Annotated in this window: 12 protein-coding genes and 2 tRNA genes; 9 read left to right on the top strand and 5 right to left on the bottom strand. The window is 64.2% G+C overall.

Annotation, left to right across the window (positions count from 1 at the left end; genetic code table 11):
• On the top strand, positions 1 to 718 hold a 718-nt coding region (locus TX76_RS17875; protein ID WP_228842428.1), incomplete at its 5' end, for a hypothetical protein.
• A 588-nt stretch (positions 719 to 1306) separates the two neighbouring features.
• On the opposite strand, the gene TX76_RS17870 is transcribed toward TX76_RS17875, so the two are convergent.
• Together TX76_RS17870 and TX76_RS16795 are read right to left on the bottom strand one after the other, a co-directional pair.
• Positions 1307 to 2239 (bottom strand): hypothetical protein, encoded by a 933-nt coding sequence (locus tag TX76_RS17870; RefSeq protein WP_154019141.1) that lies wholly within the window; start codon positions 2237 to 2239, stop codon positions 1307 to 1309.
• 293 nt (positions 2240 to 2532) lie between these two features.
• A tRNA-Val gene (locus TX76_RS16795) sits at positions 2533 to 2607 on the bottom strand.
• Positions 2608 to 2757: 150 nt separating this feature from the next.
• Here TX76_RS16795 and trpD point away from each other — a divergent pair.
• From trpD to TX76_RS16770, 5 genes are all read left to right on the top strand, one after another.
• A complete protein-coding gene (gene trpD, locus TX76_RS16790) occupies positions 2758 to 3780 on the top strand; it encodes an anthranilate phosphoribosyltransferase (protein ID WP_049904147.1) in 1023 nt (340 codons plus the stop codon).
• Entirely contained in the window at positions 3777 to 4418 is a 642-nt protein-coding gene (locus TX76_RS16785; RefSeq protein ID WP_049904145.1) for a phosphoribosylanthranilate isomerase, read from the top strand. Before trpD ends, TX76_RS16785 begins: the two co-directional genes overlap by 4 nt.
• A complete protein-coding gene (trpE, locus tag TX76_RS16780) occupies positions 4415 to 6034 on the top strand; it encodes an anthranilate synthase component I (protein ID WP_049904143.1) in 1620 nt (539 codons plus the stop codon). Before TX76_RS16785 ends, trpE begins: the two co-directional genes overlap by 4 nt.
• The gene (gene trpG / locus TX76_RS16775; RefSeq protein WP_049904140.1) at positions 6031 to 6690 is read left to right on the top strand and encodes an anthranilate synthase component II; all 660 of its coding nucleotides are present in this window, start codon (positions 6031 to 6033) and stop codon (positions 6688 to 6690) included. Before trpE ends, trpG begins: the two co-directional genes overlap by 4 nt.
• Positions 6691 to 7037: 347 nt before the next feature.
• Positions 7038 to 10154, top strand: coding sequence for an adenosylcobalamin-dependent ribonucleoside-diphosphate reductase (locus TX76_RS16770; protein ID WP_049904137.1), 3117 nt, complete (start codon positions 7038 to 7040; stop codon positions 10152 to 10154).
• A 42-nt stretch (positions 10155 to 10196) separates the two neighbouring features.
• Here the strand turns inward: TX76_RS16770 and TX76_RS16765 are convergent, their stop codons facing one another.
• A complete protein-coding gene (locus TX76_RS16765; RefSeq protein WP_049904135.1) occupies positions 10197 to 11843 on the bottom strand; it encodes a molybdopterin-dependent oxidoreductase in 1647 nt (548 codons plus the stop codon).
• A 213-nt stretch (positions 11844 to 12056) separates the two neighbouring features.
• On the opposite strand from TX76_RS16765, the gene TX76_RS18610 reads away from it, so the two are divergent.
• Complete coding sequence (locus TX76_RS18610; RefSeq protein WP_394295448.1) at positions 12057 to 12194, top strand: HVO_2523 family zinc finger protein; 138 nt, start codon at positions 12057 to 12059, stop codon at positions 12192 to 12194.
• Here TX76_RS18610 and TX76_RS16755 read toward each other — a convergent pair.
• Positions 12167 to 12850 (bottom strand): TVP38/TMEM64 family protein, encoded by a 684-nt coding sequence (locus tag TX76_RS16755; RefSeq protein ID WP_228842427.1) that lies wholly within the window; start codon positions 12848 to 12850, stop codon positions 12167 to 12169. The two genes, TX76_RS18610 and TX76_RS16755, sit on opposite strands and share 28 nt — an antisense overlap.
• A gap of 121 nt (positions 12851 to 12971) precedes the next feature.
• Here TX76_RS16755 and TX76_RS16750 point away from each other — a divergent pair, with 121 nt between their 5' ends.
• The gene (locus TX76_RS16750; protein WP_049904131.1) at positions 12972 to 13331 is read left to right on the top strand and encodes a DUF5830 family protein; all 360 of its coding nucleotides are present in this window, start codon (positions 12972 to 12974) and stop codon (positions 13329 to 13331) included.
• 27 nt (positions 13332 to 13358) lie between these two features.
• Here TX76_RS16750 and TX76_RS16745 read toward each other — a convergent pair whose 3' ends face one another.
• Positions 13359 to 14495, bottom strand: a complete 1137-nt coding sequence (locus tag TX76_RS16745) for a DUF7115 domain-containing protein (RefSeq protein WP_049904129.1) — start codon at positions 14493 to 14495, stop codon at positions 13359 to 13361.
• A gap of 82 nt (positions 14496 to 14577) precedes the next feature.
• On the opposite strand from TX76_RS16745, the gene TX76_RS16740 reads away from it, so the two are divergent.
• Positions 14578 to 14704 (top strand) — tRNA-Met (locus TX76_RS16740).
• The last annotated feature ends 620 nt before the right edge of the window (positions 14705 to 15324 follow it).

Genomic DNA, 15324 nt, shown 5'->3' with positions numbered 1-15324 from the left:
ATTTTGGCACGTTCCTATAGCAGTCGCTGATATGGCATTTATCCTTGAGGAGGATGGGGTAGTACAACAAACTCGTCTTGTCCCTTATTTACTGTATTTGGACGACGTGTACTTCACTCGTGACTATCTGTATGATCGAATGGTTGAGAACACTTGTGACTATCTCACTAACATCCACAATAGCTCTCTGGGAGATTACCACCAGAAGCACAAGGACCGACACGAAAAGGTAGTAGCTATGTCTGACAAATCTGTGGTGGTGCTGGGAGGATATGAAACAGACACGAACCCAAATACGATTGCCAAATCGTTGAAAGATGAGCTAAAACAAGTACAAGATTTCATCGATGCGCAGGGATACGACACTAACCTCATTGAAGACATGGCAGCAACGCCACACACCTCAATGAGACATAAGGTAGTCATCTGGACAGCAGCTTCGAGATTTTGTATAATGGTAGACCGGGAATCGAGCGGTCACAACAATGAGTTTGAACTCTTGCGAAGTATTGGTGTGACAACAGCTATCCTTCGCCCTGATGAAGTTGGAGCAAGTTTTATGATGAGTATGGAACCAGAAGAGGTGAATTTCATGAAGGTGTTTGAGTTTGACGTTTCACCACTGGAGGTACTGGCAGATGCTATTGAATGGGCAGAAGAAAGCGTCGAAACGGATACTGAGCGTTACAGGGAATACCCGTGGAGGGAAAGATCCTGAACAGCCTCTGCATGGCCTGATTGTCTTGTCCTGGCTCTGTTCAGCAGAGTACAAAACGTAGGTAATTACATGTAGTTACCAAATATGTTTATATGGATACCAGTTGTTGCATAGAGTAGGCACTGAGGGCATTCGTCCTCCAGGAAACGAGGACCGCGCGCCAACGCGGCCCTCAGTGCTGCCAGGTGAGACAGCATGTCCCAGAACGACAACGGTACGGATGTATCTGACGGTGAATCGGTTGATGAAAAGCGCGCTCAGTTCGAGCGTATGGAGCACACGGTGTGCTCAAACGGGTACGTCAACGTCTGCAACCGGAGTCATAACGACGACGCGAACCACACGTACAGCGTAGAGGTTCGAGATGGTGAAGCAGTGGGTTGTTCATGCGGACACGCTGTTCATCGAGGGGCGCACTGCAAACACCAAATCTCAGTCGAACAGTCGCCTCTTGTCCTGCATAGTGCCTCTGCTGCCAGAACCAGCCAGATAGCCACAGACGGAGGCAACGATCGAGGCGAAATCGTGGGATCGGAGGCACCGGATCTCGGTGGTGGCGAGGAGTCCGGCGTGGACGTACTCTGACGGTTATCCAGATTTGCCGATCGGTATGATCCGTTTGACCCGTTGCAATGATTTCTCGAAATAGTATCCGATCGTTCTCCAGAGAATGACCCGCTTGACGTACTTTCTTCCGGAGAGATCCTGTGGTCGAGGACCCACGGAATAGAAGAAGAGTAGCCAGTTGATCAACTCAATACCACGGTGATAGATCCAGCCTTTGAATCTACGAGTTCTTGAGGGATGGGTATAACTGATGAACGTATCATCATTAGATACGATTCTTGCTGATGGTGGATTCTCTATTGAATTATTCGGACCGAAGTTCTGGGCGTCAATCTCTGTTATCATTGGACTAACATTAGCCAGACATCGATTTCCTGATAGCTCGAAGCCTTTGATTTGGTGAACGTACTTTACACTGCCAACGTTCTGGGCTTTCATCTGTCGCATGAAGAGTCCGAATGTTATGCCATACCAACCTTCTGGTGGCGGACCTGGTTTTAATGTTCCAATTTTTGACTTCCCTTTGAACGGAATGTCTTCCTCTTCGGACTGGATAGCGTTGGCCCACTCACCTTGTTTGTCCTGGCGTTTCATCAGGTGATTTCTGAGGGTGTATTTTCGATGTTCTCCGGATTCGGTGTAGACGAGTGTCTGTAGATATATGCTGCTCACCGTCCCGTTTCCGTAGTTCGAGATCTCTGCTGTCAACTCATTCCGATTCCAGTCGGCACTCGTTACCTCAAGTAGACCTTTGTGGTTCGCGGCCAGTTCCTGTTGTTGACGATAGTAGAGGATTACCAATAGAAGAGAGACGAGGACCGAACCGAATCCAGTAATCGTCTGACTCCACTGTTGAAGCCAGTTGGTTATGCAGTCAACGCAGACGAGTACCACTGTATTCACTATATGGGGCTGATGACAGAGTTGAGTTAAATAGGTAATGCTGACGACCACTATAACCGGACTTTGTATGATACAGTATCTGGGTTGGTGCTCATCCAGCGGAATACGATCGTGGTGCGCCCAAAACCAAACCCAATTACGCTGAATATGAGTGTATTGAGCCTCAATAACCCGATTCACCAACAGAGTTAACCGATAGTAGCACGTCAACCTATATGGAATCGTATGAAGGCGAAGGGTGCACGTGAAAACGCCAGTCAACCTGTTGCCGAAGGTAACTGTGTTTGGCGGAAATCGCCAGACAACGCGCCGGTACGATCAACCGGCATCACTTGTTTTCAGAGTGGGTTCGGGCGGATTTGAACCGCCGGCCTCCTCCATGTCAAGGAGGTGTCATAACCAGCCTAGACCACGAACCCGCCGAGTGCGTACACCGACATCGACCATCGATACAATTGAACGTTTCGGAACGTGCGCCGCGCGGTCGTCGCCCCGCTCGGGGACGATAGGTTTATGACGATGTACGATGTTGTCCATTACAACGCGAAGTCGTACATCGGAGATCCACAATGCAAGAGTACATCGAGCGCGTGACCGACGGCGAGGACCTCTCGCTCGCGGACGCGCGTGCGGCGAGCACGGCGGTGTTCGAGGGCGCGACCGCGGCACAGATCGGTGCGCTGCTCGCGGCGCTCCGCGCGAAGGGCGAGACCGAAACCGAGATCGCGGGCTTCGCGGCGGGGATGCGCGGAGCCGCCAGGACGATCGACCCCGACTGTCGGCCCGTGGTCGACACCTGCGGGACGGGTGGCGACGCCCACGACACGATCAACGTCTCGACGACGAGCGCGGTCGTCGCTGCGGGTGCGGGCGTCAACGTCGCCAAGCACGGCAACTACTCGGTGTCGTCGTCGTCGGGCAGCGCCGACGTATTCGACGAGCTCGGAGTGACGATCGACGCCGAACCACCCGAGGTCGAGCGCTCGATCGAGAAGCGCGGGATCGGGTTCATGCTCGCGCCGGTGTTCCACCCTGCGATGAAGGCGGTCATCGGCCCGCGCCGGGAGCTCGGGATGCGGACGATCTTCAACGTGCTCGGGCCGCTCACGAACCCGGCGGGCGCGGACGCCCAGGTCGTCGGCGTCTACGACCCCGACCTCGTCCCGGTGCTCGCCCGCGCGCTCGCGCAGTTGGACGTCGAACGCGCACTCGTGGTCCACGGTGGCGGGATGGACGAGATCTGCGTCCACGACGGGACCACGGTCGCCGAGGTCCAGGGTGAGGAGATCGAGGAGTACACGCTCTCACCTGAAGACCTCGGTCTCGCGACCCACGAACTCGGTGGGGTCGCCGGTGGCACGCCAGCCGCGAACGCCCGCGACCTCGAAGGGATCGTCACCGGCGAGATCGCGGGCGCGAAGCGCGACATCGTACTCGCGAACGCCGGCGCGGCGATCTACGTCGCGGGCGCTGCCGACTCGCTCGCGGCGGGCGTCGAGCGCGCCCGTGAGGCCATCGACGCGGGGCACGCGGCCGAAAAGCTCGCCGCGCTTCGAACCGCCGACGAGGCGATCGCGGGCGAGACCGCATGACCCGTGTGAAGATCTGCGGGCTGACCCGCGAGGCCGATCTCGACGCCGCCATCGACGCCGGCGCGGACATGGTGGGGTTCGTCTGTGGCGTGCCGATCGAGACGCCGCGCGAACTCGCGCCCGACCGCGCCGCCGCGCTCGTCGAACGCGTTCCGGAAGGGATCACGAGCGTGCTCGTCACGATGCCCGAAACGCCTGCGGAAGGAGTCGAACTCGCCGAGCGAGTCGATCCCGACGCGATTCAGGTTCATGACTACTCGCCCGACGAGCTCGCGGCGCTCGCCGACCGTTTCGAGGGATCGGTGCTGGCCGGCGTCGACGCGGCCGACGACGACCTCGACCAGTACGCGAACGTCGCGGACGCACTCGTGCTCGACTCGACCGACGAACAGGGGGCCGGCGGGACGGGCGAAACCCACGACTGGGATCGTGCCCGGGCGGTCGTCGCCGACCTCGACGTGCCGGTGTTGCTTGCGGGTGGCCTCACGCCCGAGAACGTTACCGAAGCGGTCCGAACGGTCGATTCCTTCGGCGTGGACGTTTCGAGCGGCACAGAGCGGAGCGGGGGCGTGAAAGACCACACAGCGGTCCAGCAGTTCGTCGAGCGCGCGACAGCGCCACGAACGGTGACGACATGAGCGAGACGGAGCCGTCTCTCGACCGCGAGGAGTTCGTCGCTCTCGCCGAGGACGCCGACCGACCGGCGGTCGTTCGGACGACGGTCGATCTCGATGTCGACGTCGAGCCGCTGGCGGCGTACGCGGCGCTCGCCGACGCGTCGGGTGCAGCGCACACCTTCCTCTTGGAGAGCGGCGAGAAGCTCGCATCGAGCGACCCCGACGGCGCGTTCGCACCCGCGAGCGAGGAACGCCACGCGCGCTACTCGTTCGTCGGCTACGATCCGGCGGCCGCCGTCACGCTCGACCCCGACGGAACCGACGTGGACGTGTTCGACTCGCGGTACGCGGACCTCGTCGACCCCGGCGAGGGTGACGTACTCGACCGACTTCGGGGTTCGCTACCGGGCGTCGAGCGCGTGAACTTCCCCGCGACCGACCGCCAGCAACTCGACGGCGGGCTCGTCGGCTTCCTGGCCTACGACGCGGTGTACGACCTCCATCTCGACGAGGTGGGCGTCGACCGGCCCGACTCGCAGGTTCCCGACGCGCAGTTCGTGCTGACCACGAAGACGCTCGCGTTCGATCACGCTGCCGATGCGGTGTCGCTGGTGTGTACCCCACTTGTCCGGCCGGGCGACGATGCGGGCGCGGTCTACGACGCCCTCGTGCGCGAAGCCCAGCGGGTCCGCGAGGCCCTCACCGATGCGACCGTTGATCCGGATGGGTTCGTCCGCGAGCAGGAAACTGCGGAGTCGCGCGAGGCGTACGAGGCGGCGGTGGAGCGCGGAAAAGAGCACGTCCTCGATGGCGACAGTTACCAGGTGGTGCTCTCGCGCGCTCGCGAACTCGTCGGCGAGATCGACCCGCGCGGGCTGTACGCCGCACTCCGAGACATCAATCCTTCGCCGTACATGTATCTCCTCGAATATGGCGATCGATCGGTGGTGGGCGCGAGCCCCGAAACCCTAGTTTCCGTTCGTGGGAACGAAGTCGTCTCGAACCCGCTCGCCGGTACCTGCCCACGGGGAGCGAGTCCAGTCGAAGACCGCCGACTCGCCGGGGAGCTACTCGCCGACGAGAAGGAACGCGCCGAACACACCATGCTGGTCGATCTCGCGCGCAACGACGTCCGTCGAGTGAGCGAACCAGGCTCGGTGCGTGTCGGGGAGTTCATGACCGTCCTCAAATATTCCCATGTGCAGCACATCGAATCGACCGTCACAGGGCGGCTCGCTGCGGATGCTGACGCGTTCGACGCGACACGCGCGGCGTTCCCGATGGGGACGCTCTCCGGCGCGCCGAAGATCCGAGCGATGGAGATCATCGACGCCCTCGAAACCAGTCCTCGAGGTCTCTACGGCGGCGGCGTCGGCTACTTCTCGTGGGACGGCGACGCCGACGTCGCGATCGTGATCCGCACCGCGCTGATCGATCACGCACCGGACGAAGGCGGGGTCGGCGAGGGAGCCACGACTGACCGGATCACCGTGCGGGCGGGGGCGGGCGTCGTCGCCGACTCCGACCCCGCGAGCGAGTACGAGGAGACCGAGCGCAAGATGGACGGTGTGATCGCCGCACTCGATCGGATCGAGCAGCCTGCGGACGTGACGCCACCGCCGGAGGTGAGTCGGTGAACGAGCCCACTGATCGCTCCCGTGAGACGGGCTGTCCGACCGACGACACCGATCGTCCACGGGTACTGTTCATCGACAACTTCGACTCGTTCACCTACAATCTCGTGGAGTACGTGAGCGAGTACGCCGAAACCGAGGTCGTTCGGAACACCGCCTCGCTCGCGGACGTCCGCGCCGTCGACCCGGACGCGATCGTGATCAGCCCCGGGCCCGGCCATCCCGCAAACGACCGCGACGTGGGCGTCACGCTCGACGTGCTCCGCGAGGTAAGTCGGAAGATTCCGACGCTCGGTGTCTGTCTCGGGCTCGAAGCGGCGGTGTACGCCTATGGCGGGGCGGTCGGGCGCGCGCCCGAACCCGTCCACGGCAAGGCGTTCGCCGTCGATCACGACGGCCGGGGCGTCTTCACGGGGCTGGAGCAGGGCTTTCGTGCCGGCCGGTACCACTCCCTCGTCGCCACTGAGATCCCCGACTGCTTTGCCGTGACCGCACGCACCGACGACGACCTCGTGATGGGCGTGCGCCACCGCGACCACCCGATCGAGTGCGTCCAGTTCCATCCCGAAAGCGTTCTGACTGGTGTCGGTCACGACGTGATCCGGAACTTCCTCGACGGGATCGAGAGCGACGTCGAGTACGCAGTCGTCGACGATTGAACCCGCGTGGACGGTTCCAGACGAAAACCCCCTCTCGCTTCGCGTGGATTTCCGCGTCCCCTCCCGTGATTCGATCGAGACGACAACTACTTTCACTCCGGTCTACCTACCGTTATATGGCTCCGAAACGCACGTCAGTACCGTAACTCGGCGTGTCTCGTCAGACTCCCACGAACAGCCATCACGCCAGCGATCCGGAGCGAAACGACGTCGACCGAAGACCGATGCCGAAGCGTTGATGACCCTCGCTTCGGTAGGAGATCGCCGCTACAAATGACTGGTACACCCCCCTCTCACGACCCGCGTATCGCCTGTCGAACGACTGTTCCCGGCCGGGAGGCGGCCGCGTGAGTCGCGCGGGCTCGGCCGACGAGGTCACGCTGCCGGTGAAGCGCACCGATGGCGATACCCTCGAAGAGCGCCTGACCGCGAACGCCTACGACAACATCCTGCCCGCGCGCTACCTCCGAAAGGATTCCGACGGCGAACTCGTCGAGACCCAGGAAGACCTCTTCGTACGCGTGGCGCGCAACGTCGCACTCGCGGAGGCGGTGTTCGAGGCCGAACGCCAGGACACCGAGATCACCGTGACGCCCGAGCAGCTGAAACCCGACCACCCACGGCGTGACGATCTCGCGAGCGAGGTGTTCGGGAAGGGCACCACCGCCGAGGACGACGCCGAAACCACCCTCTCGGCGTACAACGTCAACAAGTTCGCCTACGAAACCGTGGTTCCCGACCTCCCCGACGAGATCCGCGAGCACGTCGCGGAGACCGCCGACGCGTTCCAGAACTCGATGGAGGAGCTCTCCTTCATGCCGAACTCGCCGACGCTGATGAACGCGGGCGACGAACTCCAGCAGCTCTCGGCGTGTTTCGTCGACTCGCCGGGCGACGACATCGACGACATCCACGAGACCGCGAAGGAGGCCGCGCAGGTGTTCCAGTCCGGCGGCGGCATGGGCTACGCGTTCTGGAAACTACGGCCGTACGGCGACGCCGTGGGGTCCACGGGCGGGATCGCCTCGGGGCCGATCACGTTCATGCGCACGTACGACCAGATGTGCGAGACGATCGCCCAGGGCGGCGCACGTCGTGGAGCCCAGATGGGCGTGATGCGCGTCAGCCACCCCGACGTCATCCAGTTCATCCACGCGAAGAACAAGGATGTCTCGCTCGCGCACTCGCTCCGGCTGAACGACCCCGACGACTTCACCCACACCCAGTTCGTCGACGCGCTGGAGGAGGCCCGCGAGCTCATCGACGACGAGGGCAGGGTCCCGGAGCACCTTCGAAACGCCGTCGAAGGGCATCTCTCGAACTTCAACATCTCGGTGGGCGTGACCGACGACTTCATGGACGCACTCGAAGAGGGCGGCGAGTTCACGTTCACCAATCCCCGGACCGAAGAGCCGCACATCGCCACCGCCGAGACCAAGGAGCTCTACGACTGCTACGGCCTCGGCGAGCACGTCGAGGTCGGCGAGGAGCTCTCGATCCCCGCGGCCGATCTCTGGGAACACATCGTCGACGGGGCCTACCAGAACGGCGAGCCCGGCGTGATCTACCTCGAACGCGTGAACAAGGAACACTCCTTCGACGTCGAGGAGCACCCAGAACATGAAATTTTAGCTACAAATCCCTGTGGCGAGCAGCCGTTGGAGGAGTACGAAGCCTGTAATCTCGGGCACATCAATCTCTCGACGCTCGCCGCGAGCGATGCGCCGGACTGGCGGGTCTGGTCCGACGAGCACGCCGACGAGTACGACACCCAGGATGCGGCGATCGAAGCCTATCTGGAGGAAGCTATCGACACCGAGGCGTTCGACCGTCGGATCGAACTCGGCACTCGGTTCCTCGAAAACGTCGTCACGATGAGCGACTTCCCGGTCGAAAAGATCGAGCAGAAAGTTCGAGAAATGCGCAAGATCGGGCTCGGGATCATGGGGCTCGCCCAGCTATACATCCAGTTGGGCGTGCGCTACGGCTCCGAGGAGGGCAACGAGATCGCGCGCCAGCTCATGCGTCGGATCAACCACGGCTCGAAGCACGCCTCCCACGAACTCGCCGAACAGCGCGGGAGCTTCGAGGACTGGGAGAACTCGAAGTACGCCGACCCCACCGCGTACCGCGAGTGGTTCGAGGCCCAGACCGGCGAGTCGGCCGACGACTGGGAAGAGGGGTTCCCGATCCGGAACCACAACACGACGACCATCGCCCCCACCGGCACGACCTCGATGGTCGGCAACACCACCGGCGGCTGTGAGCCCATTTATAATGTCGCCTACTACAAGAACGTCTCCGACGACGTTCAGGGCGACGAGATGCTGGTGGAGTTCGACGACTACTTCCTCCGGGTGTTGGAGGCCAACGATATCGACGTCGACGCCGTGAAGCGAGAGGCCCAAGAGCAGATGGGTGGCAACGAGTTCGACGGCGTCGAGGGGCTCGACAGCGTGCCCGACGCCATCGGCGAGCTGTTCGTCGTCACCTCCGATCTCTCGGGCATCGAGCACGCGGGCGTCCAGGTGGCGTGCCAGGCGGGCGTCGATTCGGCGATCTCGAAGACCTGCAACTTCCCGAACAGCGCGTCGAAGGAGGACATGGACGAGGTGTACCGCTACATCTACGACAACGGCGGGAAGGGCGTCACGGTCTACCGGGACGGCACGCGCTCGAAGCAGGTCCTCACGACCCGGGCGGACAACGCCGAGTTCGCCGACGAGGGCGAGGCTGCGGCGGTCCTCGTCGAGCAGATCGAGGAGGTGTTCGGCGGGATCGAGGGCTTCCTCGACAACGAGGACGTCCGTGCGGCGCTCGACGCCGATCTCGCGTCGGTGGTCGACACCGAGCCGGTCTACGCCGCGAAACAGCCCCGGCCCGACGTGCTCCACGGCGTGACCCAGCGCGTCGACACCGGGTACGGCAAGCTCTACGTCAACATCAACGAGGACGACCAGGGGCGACCGTTCGAACTGTTCGCCAACATCGGCCACTCGGGCGGGTTCACGAACTCCTTCACCGAGGCGCTGGCGAAGGTCATCTCGACCGCACTCCGATCGGGCGTCGATCCCGACGAGATCGTCGACGAACTCGACGGCACCCGGAGCCCGAAGGTGGCGTGGGACAAGGGCGAGCAGATCCAGTCGATTCCTGACGCCATCGGCACCGCGATGCGGCGGTATCTCGACGGCGAGATCGAGAAGACCTACCCCCAGCAGCGCAACCTCGACGAGATCGCAAGCGAGGAAACCGAGAGTGGGACGACCGAACCCGACGGCGGCACGCGGGCCGACGCGCCCGGTGGGCCGGGAACCGACGCCGGCACTGACCGTTCGACGGGCGACGTGCAGGCGATGATCGACAGCGGCGAGAGCCCCGAGTGTCCCTCGTGTGGCTCGCTGTCGCTGTACTACTCCGAGGGCTGCAAGACATGCGAATCGTGCGGCTGGTCGGAGTGCTGAACTGACGCGAGGAATCGCTCCGAAGCAGTTCGGGCGAATCGACTACTGTTCGATCGTCTTCGAGACCCAGCCCATCGAACCGCTCGGGAACCGTCCGGTTTCCTTCTTCGGCTGGAGGGTTCCAGTACCGTCGACCGCGCGGACGACGACCTCGTGTTGCTCGCCGGGCGCGTCGTAGTCGTACCGCCACTGCCGCCAGACGTCGCCACCGAGGTTCGGCGTCAGGACCGGGGAGAGTTCGGCCTCGTTCCACGAGTTCCCACCGTCGGTCGAGACCTCGACGCGTTCGATTCCCTGAACCCCGGCGTTCGCGTGGCCGGCGACCGTGACCCGCCCGTCCGCACGGTTCGTCGCGTGGAGCTTCGCGACCGTGTGCACTGGGCCAGTACCTTTCCAGCCCTTCTTCTCCCAGAACCCCTTCGCCGGGCGATCGAGGATCTCGAGCTCGTCGATCCACTTGACGTTGATCTCGCCCCAGTGGCCGGGGATCAGCGCGCGCACGGGGTAGCCGTGAGCGCGTGGGAGCACCTCGCCGTCCATCCCGTAGGCGAGGAATCCCGTACGAAGCGCCTCGACCGGGAACTCCTCGTAGTAGCCGTCGACCGACCGAGCCATCACGAACTTCCCCTGGAGGTCCACGCCGTCGAGCACGCGCTCCATCGGAACGCCGGTCCAGAGCGCGTTGTCCATCTTCTTCCCGTTGCGTGGGTCGCTGACACACCGTAGCGTCATGAACCGATTCTCCGAACCCATCGACGTGATCTCGTCGTAGTCGAACGTCTGCTCGCCCCCGACAGCGCCCGTGATCGAGAGCGTCCAGTCGTCCTTGTTCACGTCCGGGTTGGGGTTCGCGGTGTCGACTTGGTAGAAATCGTCGCCGCTGACGAGCCCTTCGAGCCCCTCGATCGCGAACGACGCCGCCTCGGCGTCGGCGAGGAGATCGTCGACCGATCGATCTTGGGCGTTGGCACTGCTGTTGCCCTCTTCGGCAGCGCCCGATCCACCACCGTTCGTGTCGTTGCCGGTTTCGCTACCCGCGCCGCCCGTTCCGTTCGCATCGCTTGAGCCGTTGGTGACGCTCGAAAGCGACGCCTCCTGTGCCGAGGCTCCGGCGTTGCGACTCCCGAGCACGTATCCGAGAATGCCGACCCCGAGCGCGCTCGCGAGGCTCCCGAGCATCGTCCGCCGGCCGCGCGAGATCCCCGATTCGGCGGTGCCGTCGTCGGCTGTCACGAGCACGGCGGTGGCGACGCCGACGACGACCGCGCTCCCGACGCCGGCCCCGAGCGAGGGGATCGGCGCGCCCGTCAGCACGGCGGTCGCGAGCCACGCGCCGAGCCCTGCGAGACTCACCGCGGCGGCCTGGCTGTCGAGTCGGTAGCCGGTCGCGAGCGCCGCGAGGGCCAGCGCGCCGAGCAGCCCCGCACCGAGCGTGAGCGCGAGCAACAGGTTGGCCTGCTGGCCGAGATGCTCGATCCCGAACGCCTGGCCGACGTCGGTGAGCGTGACGATCGCGAACTGGAGCACCGCGCTCGGCATCACCGCCGTCAGAAACGAGGTGATCGGCGACGCGAGGAAGGCGGGCGTGAACCCCGCGAGCGCGTACGATCCCGCGACGCCCGCGATCCCAGCGAGTGCCGCCGTGACGAGCGCCGCCCCGACCGACTCCTCGAAGACGTTCCTGGCCATGTGCCGAGCCAAGGGTCCGACGGGAAAGAGCGTTGCCCGGACTCCCACCCAAATCTCTCGAAACTCCCGCGTCCCTCCGTCGAACATCGGTCCGGCGGAAGGTTCAACCCCGCGCCAGCAGTCGGATGAAACATGGCTGGCGCGAGCGAGTCGGGCGATGGCGGAGAGCGAAACGAGGCCGACGGGGAGAGCACCGCGAACCGGAACGAGATCGTGAGTGCGGACGGCGAAGACGTGAACGGAGCGGGGCGGCCGTGCCCGGCCTGTGGGGCGGCGATGGAGCGTCGCCACTGCAAGTACGTCTGCCCGCGCCACGGCGTGGTCTACGACTGCTCGGACACGTTCTGGTGAGGCCACCGTTCACGGAGGAACTCGTAGGTCGGCCCGGCGAGCACGAGGAGTGCGATCACGCCCGCCACAACCGCGAGTTCGACGCTCGCTCCGGCGAGGCCCGCGGTCGCGAGCCGGTCGAGCGACCGTCCCGCGAGCACCGCGGCGATCGTCCACGGGATCTCGCCGAGCAGCGTTCCGAGGAGATACGCCCGAAGACCGACCCCGGAGAGGCCCGCGCCGACCGACACCGGGTCGGCGGGCAGCGGTGCGAGCCGTGCAGCGGCCACCCCGCGAACCCCGCCCGTCCGCTCGAAGAACCGCTCGCCCGACCCGCTCAGCCGTCCGAGAACGCCGCTCTCGGTGTCAGCGTCGCTGCCGGCGTAGCGACCGAGGAAGTACGGCGGGAGACAGGTGGCGCAGACGCCGACGAGCGCGAACGGGAGGCCGACGAGGCCGTAGCCGTAGCCGACGACCGCCGAACAGAGACTCAGCGGCCACGCGACGAGCGGTCGGACGAGATAGAGCGCCGCCACGACCGCCGCGAACGCCGCCGGCCTGGTACGGAGCGCGGCGAGCCGCGCGAGCACTCGATCGGGAGACAGCGTGAGCGCGGCGAGCGCCACCGCCACGACGACGATCGCGATCCCCAGCAACCGCCGACGAGCGCGCTGCACGAGCGGTCGCAGTGGGGAGCCCGCAAACTCGTTGCGGTTTCGGACCGTGCCTGCGGGAGTCGTCGCAACGGAGGCGGACCGGTCGCGCAATACTTACCACGCCGCCCGACCGAGCGCTCGCGTGAGCGATGCCGACCCGGTCGAACTCGGGGTCGAACTCCTCGCGACGCTCGAGGACGGGGAGATCGATCTCGCGACCGCGATCGACCGGCTCGAAACCGTGACCGACGATCCCCACACGACCCGTGAGATCCTCGACACCGCCGAGCTCCGCGGCGTGATCGAGCGCGAGGACGGGCTCGTGCGGGTGCTGTCCGGCGAGTTCGTTCGCTTCGGGCGCGACGTCGTCACGAGGGAGGGCGAGTTCACCTGTCGGCGGTGCGGGGCGGGGATCTCGACGGGTCACTTCCTCCGCCTCGACGCCGGCGAACACGGTCCGTTCGGCTCGTCGTGTGTCGAGAAGGTCATCGGCCGGCGCTGAGTCACGCCCTCGATCGTCGCCCCGCGGTCACCGATCGTCGGTGAGTTCGTCGGCGAGGCGTTCGAGCGTCGCCTGCTGACGTTCCATGAGCTCGGTCTGGCGATCGACCGCCTCGCGGAGCTCGGCGAGTTCGTCGACGACCGCGGCGGCGTCGGCTGTGTCGTCCGACAGCGCGGTCTCCGGCGGGCGATCGGCCGCGGCGTCGTCGATTCCGACGGCTGGTTCGGTCGACGCGTCGCCTGGTTCCGAGAGAGCGTTCGGGGACTTGCTGTCGGTGTCGGCTGGTTGGGCGTCGTCGGCCGACCGGGTGCTGTCGTCGGTCGACTGGGTGTCACCGCCGGTCGGCTGCGTGGTGGCGTGAGACGACGATCGTTCCGTGTTCGTGCCGGGTTCGGCCTCCCGAACATCAGTCGCGGGAGACCCCGTTCGATCGGGGTCGGGAGCGTCGTGGTTCGATGGCTGGGAGGTCGCCTCGTTGCTCGTCGCTGTCTCGTTTGCCGCCCCTCCGTCGTCGTTCGTCGATGGATGGGGGTAGAACTGGCCCGTGGTTCGTGAGTCGATCGCCTCGACGGTGTCGACGTCGTGGAACGCGAGCAGCGTGTCCTCCACAGTATCGAAGGCCTCTCGATCCCCCTCTCCGGACAGGTCGAGCCGCCGCTGCTGCCCGCCGACCGTGACGAGCAGCGTGCCCGCCTCGAACCCGACGTCGGTGACGTCCTCGTAGGCGTAGCTCTCGTAGTCGCGATCCCAGACCGCCTCGCCGACCGACGTGAGCAGCCGCCGGTCGGTGACCACCAGCGTCCGCTCGCCGAACCGGTAGCTCTCGACGATCGATTCGTCGTCGTCGATCAGCCCGGTGGCCCGGAGCACGCCCGCGATCACCGGCGGCAGGACGGTCTCGATCCGGTCGCGGGGGATCGAAAACCCCTCGACGCCGTCGTCGTACTCGAAGGCGAAGGAGGCCTCGCGCCGGCCGGCCGAGACGTCGAACCGTGCGGCGTCGTGGGGGAACTCCTCGACGGACTCGCTGCTGAACAGCCCCGCGGAGTGATAGACCAGGGTCCGCGACGGCGTGACGTACACCCGGTCGTCGTTCCCGATGCTCACGCTGGTCAGCCGCGACTCGTCGGCGACGCGATCGCGGACGATCCCGGGAACGTCCATGTCCCGACTGTGCCACCGCCCGGCATAAGACTGCCGGACGAAATGGGAAGCTTAATCCCGCCGAGTCGAATACGAACGACCAGCCCGGGTGGCTTAGCTGGACATAGCGCCGCACTCATAGGGTTTCGAGACGGGCGCAGCTCCCTTCGAGGCCGCCGCCTCGAACCTGGGACATGCGGAGATCGAGGGTTCGGAGCCCTCCCCGGGCACTTCTCGCGAATGCCACGAACCTCGTGTGAGCGACAGCACCGAGAGAAGTGCTTGGGAGACGCGACGAACCCGATCATCGACGAGCGAAGCGAGTCGATGAAAGGGAACGAAGCGAAGTGACCGGCGTTCGGAGTCCTCTCTCGGGGATTCTGCGCTGTACCGAGGTGCTTCGAGCCACCGCTGGCGGTTGCTGCAGCGTGATCGATGAACGTGGAGGATGACGTCGCCAGCCGAGCGTTTTCCATCGACCTGGTGGGGTACAGCGTGTATCGAACATCGACGAAAACACTATGACGTAGCTGGGGGATAGCACACGTATGTCCGGCGAACCGGACATGGTTTCAGACGAACCCTCGTGGGGTTGAAGCCCAATCGAATCGTGGGTGGATCGCTCGGTCAAACGAGTTTCAGACGAACCCTCGTGGGGTTGAAGCAGCGGGTGGCGGTGGATCTTGCCGTGCCAGTGGTCAGGTTTCAGACGAACCCTCGTGGGGTTGAAGCCGAAGTTGGTCAGTTGTACGTCTGCTCGTTGCTTAAGCGTTTCAGACGAACCCTCGTGGGGGTTGAAGCCGCGAGACGACGGAACGAATCGCCGAGTATCAGGCGTTTCAGACGAACC

Source organism: Halococcus agarilyticus (assembly GCF_000334895.1).
GTDB classification, from domain to species: Archaea; Halobacteriota; Halobacteria; order Halobacteriales; family Halococcaceae; genus Halococcus; species Halococcus agarilyticus.
This window is presented reverse-complemented; position numbering and strand designations above follow the sequence as displayed.